This window comes from Rhizobium sp. Rhizsp42 (assembly GCF_047304155.1).
Lineage (GTDB): Bacteria > Pseudomonadota > Alphaproteobacteria > Rhizobiales > Rhizobiaceae > Rhizobium.
In genome coordinates, this window is sequence record NZ_JBGLYS010000016.1 from 114,827 (window position 1) to 124,821 (window position 9,995).

Below are 9,995 nucleotides of genomic sequence, written 5' to 3' on the forward strand. Positions count from 1 at the left end.
AACAGGGAGACTGGGGTTTTGCTATTCCGCAGGAAACATAACGAGGCAACGCGGAGTTCTTTGAGGAATACCCATATCTCGTTTCTGGTTTCCTGCCTGGTCGCCGTGGTCGTCATCATCGTCGGCTTCAGCCTGGATCGCGCCAATACCGCGGCTAATCTTCGCGAATTGACGATCCGCACGGAAAACGAGACCAGCCTTATTCGCGCGCGTGTGACCGCCCAGATCAACATGGACATCACCATCGTGCGCGACCTCTCCAACATGGTCGCGATCAGCTCGAAGATGAACGCCGAGGAGATGGAGCGGCAGATCAACTGGCTGCTCATCCAGAACCCGCATTTCGTGCATATCGCCGTTGCGCCCGATTTCATCGTGCAGTCGGTATTTCCGCCGACGGAAGGCAAGGATCGGCTTGGCCACGACGTGCGCGAATTCCTGATGGATCGCCAGTCGGTGGCGCGCACCACCGGCAACCAGCAGGCGCGTTTCTACGGACCGATCCGCACGCTCGACGGCAAGGACACCTTCGCGATCTTTTTCCCCGTCTTCGTAAAAGAGAACGGCCAGCGGCGGGTCTGGGGCGCGGTCGAGGCGGTAATCGACGCCGACATGTTCTATGAGAACACCGGCCTGAAGCCGGCGCGTGACAGCGAGAACCGCGAAAAGTATCCGCATCTCGACCACCTCTCCATCGCGCTGCGCGATCTTGGAACCACGGGTGCAGCCGTCTCCCCGTTCTTCGGTTCGCCCGAGGTGCTGGGGCAGCGGCCGCTGACACGCAAGATCACATTCGCCGGCGGACGATGGGAGATCGCGGCGGCGCCGAAGACCGGCTGGACCGCCCCGCCGGAAAATCAGCAGACGCTGCGGTTCATCATCCTCGCCGCCGCCTGCCTCACGATCGTTCCCGTGTTCTTCGCAACTCTTTTGCTCGGCGAGCGCAACAAGAACATCAGGCAGCTGGAAAAGCGCGAGGAGACGCTGCTGGAACTGTCGCAGCGTCTCAATCTGGCGCTGGAGACATCCAACATCGGCATCTGGGAACTGAGAAACGGCGGCCAGAGCCTGTTCTGGGATGGGCGCGCGGCCGCACTTCACGGCAAGCAAGCGATAGAAGGCAGCTACTCGCTCGACGACTGGCTGGAGACGATCGTTCCCGACGATCGCCGGGTGGCGAAGATCCACCTCTTGAAGGATGGCCGGTCTGGTTCCTCCTACACGACGCAATACCGGATCGAGCTTTCGGATGGCAGCACGCGCTATCTGCGATCGGTGGGCTCGGTCTATAACGACGCCGCCGGCACCATCCGCACGATCGGCATCGTCTGGGACGTGACTGCCGACGCGGTTGCGGCCGAGACGCTGCGCCGTGCGAAAGACATAAGCGACATCAAGAATGCCGAGCTGGAACTTGCGCTCGACGAACTCTCGCACCGCGAGGCCGAGCTTGCCGAGCTCTCGGGCAAGCTCGATCTGGCGCTTGATTCCTACCAGTGCGGCATCTTCGAGGCCACGCTCGGCAAGCCCGGTTCGTTCTGGGACGACCGGATGCACGAGCTCTACGGGCTGGAGCCGCGCGCCGGCTTCATGGACGAGGAGACCTGGCTCTCCTGCGTGCTGGAAGAAGACCGTCCGCTCGCCATCGAAAGCGCACGGCATTTCAAGAAGGTCGGCGATACCCATACCGTCGTCTGTCGCGTGCCGACCGAGGACGGGACGATGCGCTATGTGCGCTCGACCGGAAAGGTGCATGCGACCTCGAGTGGCCAGCTGAAAATCATCGGCGTCGCCTTCGACATCACCGAAGACGCGCTGATGACGGCGGAATTGAAGGCGGCGAAGGACGAGGCGATCGGCAAGAACATCGAGCTCGAACTCGCCAACAACCGCATCGAGCACAATTCGCTGCACGATCCGCTGACCGGGCTCGCCAACCGCCGCAAGCTCGACAAGGCATTGGAGCAGCTGACCGAGGCCGGGCAGCACGCCAGGCAGAAGTTCGCGATCCTGCACATCGACCTCGATCGCTTCAAGGAAATCAACGACACGTTGGGCCACGCTGCGGGCGACGCCATGCTCGTCCATGCCTCCCGCGTGCTCTCGCGCAGCATACGCCCGAGCGACATCGTGGCGCGCATCGGCGGCGACGAATTCGTCATCCTGGCGCTCAATGCCAACGACGCCGAGATGTCGGCGCTTTCGGGCCGGATCGTCGAGGAGATGCGCCAGCCGATCGACTTCCAGGGTTTTGCCTGCCGCTGCGGCGTGTCGATCGGGATTGCGCTCGCGAGCGGCATGCGCGTCGATGCCCGCAAGGTGCTGATCAACGCCGACATCGCGCTCTACCGAGCGAAAAGCCAGGGCCGCAACCGCTTCCAGTTCTTCAATCACAATCTGCAGGCCGATATCATCAACAATAAGCGGCTGGCCGATGAGATCCTCTCGGGCATCGAGAACGGCGAGTTCATCACCTGGTACCAGCCGCAATTCAGCGCCCGCACCATGCAGTTGACCGGCGTCGAGGCGCTGGTGCGCTGGCAGCATCCGTCCCGGGGTCTGCTGACGCCGGACAAGTTCCTGAAGATCGCGGAAGAGATCAACGTCGTGCAGACGCTCGACCGCATCGTTCTCGAAACCGCGCTGAAGGACAAAATGCGGTGGGCGGCGCTTGGCGTTTCCGTTCCCAAGGTCTCGGTCAACGTGTCTGCCCGGCGCCTGCATGACGATGCGCTGGCCGATTCGCTGCGCATGCTGCAGATCAGGCCGGGCGAGATCTCGTTCGAGCTGGTGGAATCGATCTTCCTCGACGAGAGCGAGGACGTCGCTGCCGAGAACCTCGACAAGATCAAGGCGCTCGGCATCGATATCGAGATCGACGATTTCGGCACGGGCCACACCTCGATCGTCAGCCTCCTAAAGCTGAAGCCGAAGCGGCTGAAGATCGACCGGCAGCTGGTGCAGCCGATCATCACCTCGGCGCAGGAACGCGCGCTGGTGCGCTCGATCATCGACATCGCCCGCTCGCTCGGCGTCGAGACCGTGGCCGAGGGCGTCGAGACTGTCGCGCATGCCAGCCTGCTTCTCGAACTCGGCTGCGATCTGCTGCAGGGCTACGCCTTCTCGCGCCCCCTCTCCTTCGACGATTTCACCGAAGCGGCTGCCCATACGGCCTGGCGCATCGCTTCATAGGATCGCTTTGCGCGGTTGTTCTCGAATTTGAGGAAACACCGTTTCCCAATGGAGACGGTTTGGCGCAAAGAAAGCCTTTTGCCCTCTCGGCTTTTGGCCTATGAGTGTCGCGCCTTTTTAAAGAATGGCGCGGCCCGGGGACGCCCGGCGGCGCGATCCGGTCGGAGCATATGTCACACAATACATTCGGTCACCTCTTCCGCGTAACCACCTGGGGCGAAAGCCACGGTCCGGCGCTCGGCTGCGTCGTCGACGGCTGCCCTCCCGGCCTGCGTTTCAAGCTTGCAGACCTTCAGGTGTGGCTCGACAAGCGCAAGCCCGGCCAGTCGCGCTTCGTGACGCAGCGCCGCGAGGATGACCTCGTCAAGGTGCTGTCGGGCGTGATGTTCGATGCCGACGGCGAGACGATGATCTCGACCGGCACGCCGATCTCGATGCTGATCGAGAATACCGACCAGCGCTCCAAGGATTACGGCGAGATCGCCCGCCAGTATCGACCGGGCCATGCCGACTACACCTACGATTTGAAATACGGCATCCGCGACTATCGCGGCGGCGGGCGCTCTTCGGCGCGCGAAACGGCGGCGCGCGTGGCGGCCGGCGGTATCGCGCGGCTGGTCGTTCCCGGCGTTCGTGTGCGCGGCGCGCTGGTGCAGATCGGCAAGCACAAGATCAACCGCGACAATTGGGACTGGGACCAGGTCGACCAGAACCCGTTCTTCGCGCCGGATGCTGATATCGTTCCCGTCTGGGAAGAATATCTCGACGGTATCCGCAAGAAGGGCTCGTCGATCGGCGCCGTTGTCGAGGTCGTCGCCGACGGCGTTCCGGCCGGTTTGGGCGCACCTATCTATTCCAAGCTCGACCAGGATATCGCCTCGCTTTTGATGTCGATCAACGCCGTCAAGGGTGTGGAGATCGGCAACGGCTTCGAGGCGGCCGAGATCACCGGCGAAGAAAACGCCGACGAGATGCGCATGGGCAATGACGGCCAGCCGATCTTCCTGTCGAACCATGCCGGCGGCATTCTTGGCGGCATTTCGACCGGTCAGCCGGTCATCGCCCGCTTCGCGATCAAGCCGACCTCGTCGATCCTGACCGAGCGCCAGTCGATCGATGCCGACGGCAAGAATGTTGATATCCGCACCAAGGGTCGCCACGACCCCTGCGTCGGCATCCGCGCCGTGCCGATCGGCGAGGCGATGGTCGCCTGCGCCATCGCCGACCACTACCTTCGAGACCGCGGCCAGACCGGCCGGCTGAAATAGGAACGTTCCCATGCCTTACGATCAGAAGCGCGTCGTAGACGCTATCCGGGCCTTCGAGGCCGGCGAAATCGTTGTCGTCGTCGATGACGACGGCCGCGAGAACGAAGGCGATCTCATCGTTGCCGCCGTGCACTGCACGCCGGAAAAGATGGCCTTCATCGTGCGCCATACCTCGGGCATCGTCTGCACGCCGATGCCGAAGGAAGAAGCCAAGCGTCTCGGGCTGAACGCCATGGTCGCGGAAAACGACAGCGCGCACACGACGGCCTTCACCGTCACGGTCGACTTCAAGCACGGCACGACGACCGGCATCTCCGCCGACGACCGCACGCTGACGGTGCGCAACCTCGCCAACCCGAATGTCGGCGCTTCCGACTTCGTGCGCCCCGGCCACATCTTCCCGCTGGTCGCCCGCGAGGGTGGCGTTCTGATGCGCTCCGGCCATACGGAAGCTGCCGTCGATCTCTGCAAGCTCGCCGGGCTGCCGCCGATCGGCGTGATCTGCGAACTGGTCAACGACACCGGCAGCGTGATGCGCGGGCCGCAGGTGTCCAGCTTTGCCGAAGAAAACGGCCTGAAGCTCGTTTCCGTCGCCGACCTCATCGCATACCGCCAGCGCAAGGAAACGCTGATCCAGCTGCAGGCGAGCTTCGATGTCGAGACGCCGTTCGGCAAGGCTAAGGCCCACAGCTACTCGCTGCCCTGGGATCCGATGCAGCACCTCGCCGTCGTCTTCGGCGATATTCGCGATGGCATAGACATTCCGGTGCGCCTGCACACCGAAAGCGTGGTGGACGACCTGTTCGGCAAACGCTCCGTCGATCACTACATGAAGAAAATCGCCGAGAAAGGTCGCGGCGTCATCGTCTATCTGCGCGAAGGTTCGGTCGGCGTCGGTCACCAGGACAACGGCCGCAAGGCTTTGGGCCAGGGCCGCGAAGTGCATGCCGAGGCGCAGAACCGTGAAAGCGAATGGCTGGAAATCGGTCTCGGCGCGCAGATCCTGAAGGATCTCGGCGTCAGCTCGATCAAGCTACTGACCCGCAGCGAGCGCCACTATGTCGGCCTCGAAGGCTTCGGCATCAAGATCGCGGAAACAGAGATCGGCTAAGGCCGGTGAGATGATCAGCCGGCGGGTAAGGCCCGCCGGTTTCGCCCTTCGTCAGGCGGCGATGCGCTTGAAGCGCGTCCTGACGTTCTGCATGTAATATTTGCCCGGCGATTCAGACGTCACCATGGCGATGACATGGGCTTCGGCCACGCCTTCGAACATGCGTTCCTCGCCATTGTTCAGGCAGACGCGCAATCTGCCGTCTTCCTGGCTGAAATAGACCGCGTCGATCAGGGCGGACTTGACGGTAACGGGCTTCATCCGCGCACGCTGCTCGCTCAACGAAACGATCGAACCTGTCGCCGCGGCGCGGGCGTCGCGACGGTTACGCATCAGTGCTCTGACCCTGCGGGCGAGGCTGTTCCATGCCGTCCATGCGGCGTATCTGATCGCTCGTGTTTTCATGCTGTAATCGTACGAGCGCGGTCCTTAAGAAGTTCGCGAAGAAGCATGGTAAACCCCCGTCAAGATTAACAGGCGGCAATCATCTAAAATACGAACTATCTCAACGATGACAATCGCTTAGCCGCGCCAACCTTCCAGCATCTCGACCCGCTCGACGCCAGCGAAACGGGCGACACGATCAAGTTCGGCGGCGAGCTTTTCAAGGCGGCCCGCGGAGGGTTTGACGCCCGGCTCCAGCCACAGCCGCTTGACGTCGAGCGAGCCCTTCTTGCGGTCCGCCTTCATGTCGATGCGGCCGATCAGGCGATCGCCTTCCAAGAGCGGAAAGACGTAATAGCCATATTCGCGCTTGGGCTCGGGGACGAAGATTTCGATGCGATAGAAGAAGCCGAAGAGGCGTTCGGTGCGGTTGCGGTCGCGGATCATCGGATCGAAGGGGCTGAGCACCCGGATGCGCGGTGGTGCCGCGGGATAGTCATCGAGCGTATCGAGGAAATCCGAAAACGCCCATGACGGGCGCGGCTTGCCGCCCAGTGCCGGCTCGATCAGGATCTCGGTCAGTTCATCGCGGTGGGCGGTGACCCAGCCCTTGGCCTCATCAGGCGAGACCAGCGCCCAGAAGGCCGCGATCTCGCCATGGGTGGCAAAGCCCAGCCTTGTCAGCGCGCTGCGGCAGGCCCACTCCACGAATTCCTCGCGGCTGACCTCGGGCTCGTGGAACTCGGCCGGGATGACGCGCTCGACCAGGTCATAGACCTTCTGGAAATTCGAGCGGCCCGAGATGGCGAACTTGCCGGTGCGCCAGAAATATTCCAGTGCCGTCTTGTTGGGATGCCAGTTCCACCAGCCGCCGGAGACGTGACCATCGGCCTTGATCTCACGTGCCATGATGGCGCCGTCGCGGCTCACCCGCTCGTAGGTCTCGTCGAAGGCATCCTCGAAGCCCTCGCCGCGCCATTTGCGCCAGCGATCCACCAGGACCTCCTCCTCCCGCCGGAACTTGTGCTTCCAATAGCGGAAGTAGCTGCTCGGCAGGATGGAGGCGTCGTGCGTCCAGTGCTCGAACAGCGCGCCGTCCTTTTCCAGAAGCGCCGTCAGGTGCTCGCGCTTGTAGGTCTGGTTGCGCGAGAAGAGGATCTGGTGATGGGCGCGCTCCACCCATTGGATGCTGTCGATCTGCACGAAGCCGAGATCGTGGATCAACTGCAGCAGGCCGGATTTGGTGAGCACGCGGTTGGGCGGGGCACTCAAGCCCTGCTTGGCCAGAAAGATGCGGCGGGCGTCGGCATTGGAGATCAGCTTCGTCATGGCAGCGATGATAATCCGGAAAATGTTCCTAGCCACCCGAATATGGCGGGTTCGGGCGAGGATGCAATGGGGTCGGGTCGCGTCGCGTTTTGATCTTCCCTCCGGCCGCATTCGTTTATAGAACGGCGCTTCACCTCAGGGGGACGCAGTGAATATCCGTTTCGAAAGCGCCGGTGTCAGCTACGGGTCGCGGACTGCGCTGCAGCCGCTGACGCTCGAGCTCACCGAAAAGCGAATCGCCATCATCGGGCTGAACGGCTCCGGCAAGACGACCTTCGCGCGGCTGATCAACGGCCTGACCAAGCCGACATCGGGCCGCGTCATCGTCAACGGGCGCGACACATCGGATGAGAAAGCAGCGCTCGGCGATGTCGGCTTCATCTTCCAATCGCCGCAGAACCAGATCATCCTGCCTGTCGTGCGAGATGATATCGCCTTCGGGCTGAAGAGCCGCGGACTTGCGAAGGCCGAGATCGAGGCCAGGGTGGCCGAGGTACTCGACCGCTTCAATGCCGGGCATCTCGCCGAGCGGCGCGCGCACGAGCTTTCCGGTGGCGAACTGCAGATGGCGGCACTCTGCTCGGTGCTCGCCACCGGCCCCGATATCCTCATTCTCGACGAGCCGACCAACCAGCTCGACCTGCGCAACCGCGGCCTCGTGCGGGGGCTGATCGAGAGCCTGCACGAGAGCGCCATCGTCATCACCCACGATCTGGAGCTGATCGCCGATTATCCACGTGTGCTCGTGTTTCACCAGGGCCAACTGGCGGCCGATGCGCCGGCCGCCGAGGCGATCGCCCGCTACCGGGAGCTCGCGGCCTGATGCAATCGCTTTATGTCGAGGGCAATAGCCGGCTGCACCTGATCTCGGCGCGGGTGAAGCTCATCGTGCTTGCCGTGCTCGGCATCGCGCTGTTTGCCACCGCCAACATCGCGCTGCTGGCCGTGGCCGTCGTCGCCACCGGCGTCGTCTATTTCGGCATCGGCATGCCGGTTCGTGCAGCCCTTGCGCGTTTGAAGCCGATCCTTCTCACCATTCTCATCGTCGCCGTCTTCAGCCTCGCCTTCAATCCCTGGCATGGCGCCGTCGTGGCGCTGCTTCGGCTAACGGCGCTGATGCTCTTTGCCGCGAGCGTCACCGCGACCACGACGATCGCCGCCTTCATGGACGAGATCACGCTTGCCGCCCGGCCGCTGGAGCGGCTCGGGCTGGTGCGGGCCGACGATGTCGGGCTTGCCGTCGGGCTGGTGGTGCGCTTCGTGCCTGAAATCATCGGCCGCTACCACGCGATTGCCGAGGCGCATCATGCCCGCGGGCTGAAGGTGCGGCCATCAACGGTGTTGGTGCCGCTGATCATCCTGACGCTGAAGGATGCTGATAACATCGCGGCTGCGATTGACGCGCGCGGTATTCGGCGGCATGTGAATTAGCACCTATTGAACCACGGAGCCATCATGAGCACCCGAGACCTCGTTCTGTCCGCCCTGTTTGCCGCCATCATCGTCGCGCTCGGCATCCTGCCGCCAATCACGCTCGGCTTTATTCCGGTGCCGATCACGGCGCAGTCGCTCGGCGTGATGATGGCCGGCGTGGTGCTCGGCGCCCGGCGCGGCACGGTGGCGGTGCTGATCGTGCTGGTGCTTGTCGCGATCGGCCTGCCGGTTCTCTCCGGCGGTCGCGGCGGTCTTGCGGCGTTTGCAGCACCCACCACCGGCTTCCTGATCGGCTGGGTCTTCGCCGCCTTCACCACCGGCTATATCAGCGAGCGGCTGGTGAAGCACGGCCAGGCGGCCGGCATGCAGCTGACCGGCTTCTTCTTCGCGGCGATGATGGGCGGGATCGTCGTGCTCTACGCCTTCGGCATCGTCTATCTCGCCTTTGCCGCGCAGATCGGCCTGAAGGCTGCGTTTACCGGCTCGATGGCCTTCATTCCCGGTGACGTGATCAAGGCGTTCGTTGCGGCGCTGGTCGGCCGCGCGGTCATGGCCGGCTACCCGTTGCTGCCGGTCAAGAACTAAAACTAGTTCATGAAACCGTAGAGCCAGTCCCGCGTCACCTCAGGCAGCGGGACCGGTGCCTTGTCCTCGCGCGTCTGCGCCTGCCAGACGATCTCGACCTCGGCGGCGCGCTCATCGCCAGTATCCACCGCGATGATGAAGCCGACGGAGCGCACGCCGATCTTGTCGACGGCGGTGGTAAACAACACCATTTCGTCATAGCGCAAAGGTCGATGCAGGATGCAGGTGATCTTGCTCGCCACATAGAGCGGCTCGTCCGCCAGTTCCGGCCGCTCGGACCAGAATTTCGACAGCGCAGATTCGGCATAGGAGATGTAGGAGCCGAGGAACATCTGGCCGTTCATGTCCACATCACGAAACGGCACGTGGATCTGCACAATGTTGGAGCGCATCGCAGCGTTCATCGATTTCCCCAGTCTCAACCTTTGCTATCACGCAATTCCGGACGCAAAACCGCGCTACACTTTTGCTGGAATTGCTTTGGTCCCTCAAGAATAATCGCCTGCTAATATTATGTAAATGAAGGCGAAAGGCGTATGACAGCGCGCGATTGTTGAAATCGCGAGCCCCTACCCCATCTGCTGTGGAACATGACGAGGCAGGCAGATAGAGTGATTTAGAGCCTTTCCTGGTTAGCTTGAAGCATTCTGCCGGAGCAGGTTTTCGTCAGGGCAAAGGCGATTGGCGAAGGG

9 protein-coding genes are annotated in these 9,995 nt (G+C 62.7%); 6 read left to right on the top strand and 3 right to left on the bottom strand.

Features of this window, described 5'->3' with window-relative positions; translation table 11 throughout:
• Positions 1-60: 60 nt before the first annotated feature.
• The 3 genes from ACCD05_RS17125 (at position 61) to ribB (ending at position 5,571) form a co-directional block, all read left to right on the top strand.
• Positions 61-3,192, top strand: coding sequence for an EAL domain-containing protein (locus ACCD05_RS17125; RefSeq protein ID WP_413394178.1), 3,132 nt, complete (start codon positions 61-63; stop codon positions 3,190-3,192).
• Positions 3,193-3,362: 170 nt separating this feature from the next.
• Positions 3,363-4,460 carry a chorismate synthase gene (gene aroC, locus ACCD05_RS17130; RefSeq protein WP_413394180.1) on the top strand — a complete coding sequence of 366 codons (1,098 nt, stop codon included), beginning with the start codon at positions 3,363-3,365 and terminating at the stop codon, positions 4,458-4,460.
• A gap of 10 nt (positions 4,461-4,470) precedes the next feature.
• Positions 4,471-5,571 carry a 3,4-dihydroxy-2-butanone-4-phosphate synthase gene (gene ribB, locus ACCD05_RS17135; protein WP_413394182.1) on the top strand — a complete coding sequence of 367 codons (1,101 nt, stop codon included), beginning with the start codon at positions 4,471-4,473 and terminating at the stop codon, positions 5,569-5,571.
• Positions 5,572-5,622: 51 nt separating this feature from the next.
• Here ribB and ACCD05_RS17140 read toward each other — a convergent pair whose 3' ends face one another.
• Both ACCD05_RS17140 and ACCD05_RS17145 read right to left on the bottom strand, forming a co-directional pair.
• The gene (locus ACCD05_RS17140; RefSeq protein WP_081620002.1) at positions 5,623-5,976 is read right to left on the bottom strand and encodes a KTSC domain-containing protein; all 354 of its coding nucleotides are present in this window, start codon (positions 5,974-5,976) and stop codon (positions 5,623-5,625) included.
• Between the two features lie 117 nt (positions 5,977-6,093).
• Positions 6,094-7,284 carry a winged helix-turn-helix domain-containing protein gene (locus ACCD05_RS17145; RefSeq protein WP_413394184.1) on the bottom strand — a complete coding sequence of 397 codons (1,191 nt, stop codon included), beginning with the start codon at positions 7,282-7,284 and terminating at the stop codon, positions 6,094-6,096.
• A 148-nt stretch (positions 7,285-7,432) separates the two neighbouring features.
• On the opposite strand from ACCD05_RS17145, the gene ACCD05_RS17150 reads away from it, so the two are divergent.
• From ACCD05_RS17150 to ACCD05_RS17160, 3 genes are read left to right on the top strand one after another with little or no spacing between them, the layout of a single operon-like run.
• A complete protein-coding gene (locus tag ACCD05_RS17150; RefSeq protein WP_413394186.1) occupies positions 7,433-8,107 on the top strand; it encodes an energy-coupling factor ABC transporter ATP-binding protein in 675 nt (224 codons plus the stop codon).
• Positions 8,107-8,715: an energy-coupling factor transporter transmembrane component T family protein gene (locus ACCD05_RS17155; protein ID WP_111561886.1), complete on the top strand. Its 609-nt coding sequence runs from the start codon at positions 8,107-8,109 to the stop codon at positions 8,713-8,715. The genes ACCD05_RS17150 and ACCD05_RS17155 overlap by 1 nt, the downstream gene beginning before the upstream one ends.
• A 24-nt stretch (positions 8,716-8,739) precedes the next feature.
• Positions 8,740-9,303 (top strand): biotin transporter BioY, encoded by a 564-nt coding sequence (locus tag ACCD05_RS17160; protein ID WP_018902054.1) that lies wholly within the window; start codon positions 8,740-8,742, stop codon positions 9,301-9,303.
• Between the two features lie 2 nt (positions 9,304-9,305).
• On the opposite strand, the gene ACCD05_RS17165 is transcribed toward ACCD05_RS17160, so the two are convergent.
• Positions 9,306-9,707, bottom strand: a complete 402-nt coding sequence (locus ACCD05_RS17165) for an acyl-CoA thioesterase (RefSeq protein WP_413394189.1) — start codon at positions 9,705-9,707, stop codon at positions 9,306-9,308.
• Positions 9,708-9,995: the final 288 nt, after the last annotated feature.

Coding starts and splice junctions, on each gene's coding strand:
- ACCD05_RS17160 (WP_018902054.1), top strand. CDS start 8,740: ATGAGCACCCGAGACCTCGTTCTGTCCGCCCTGTTTGCCGCCATCATC.
- ACCD05_RS17145 (WP_413394184.1), bottom strand. CDS start 7,284: ATGACGAAGCTGATCTCCAATGCCGACGCCCGCCGCATCTTTCTGGCC.
- ACCD05_RS17155 (WP_111561886.1), top strand. CDS start 8,107: ATGCAATCGCTTTATGTCGAGGGCAATAGCCGGCTGCACCTGATCTCG.
- ACCD05_RS17165 (WP_413394189.1), bottom strand. CDS start 9,707: ATGAACGCTGCGATGCGCTCCAACATTGTGCAGATCCACGTGCCGTTT.
- aroC (WP_413394180.1), top strand. CDS start 3,363: ATGTCACACAATACATTCGGTCACCTCTTCCGCGTAACCACCTGGGGC.
- ribB (WP_413394182.1), top strand. CDS start 4,471: ATGCCTTACGATCAGAAGCGCGTCGTAGACGCTATCCGGGCCTTCGAG.
- ACCD05_RS17140 (WP_081620002.1), bottom strand. CDS start 5,976: ATGAAAACACGAGCGATCAGATACGCCGCATGGACGGCATGGAACAGC.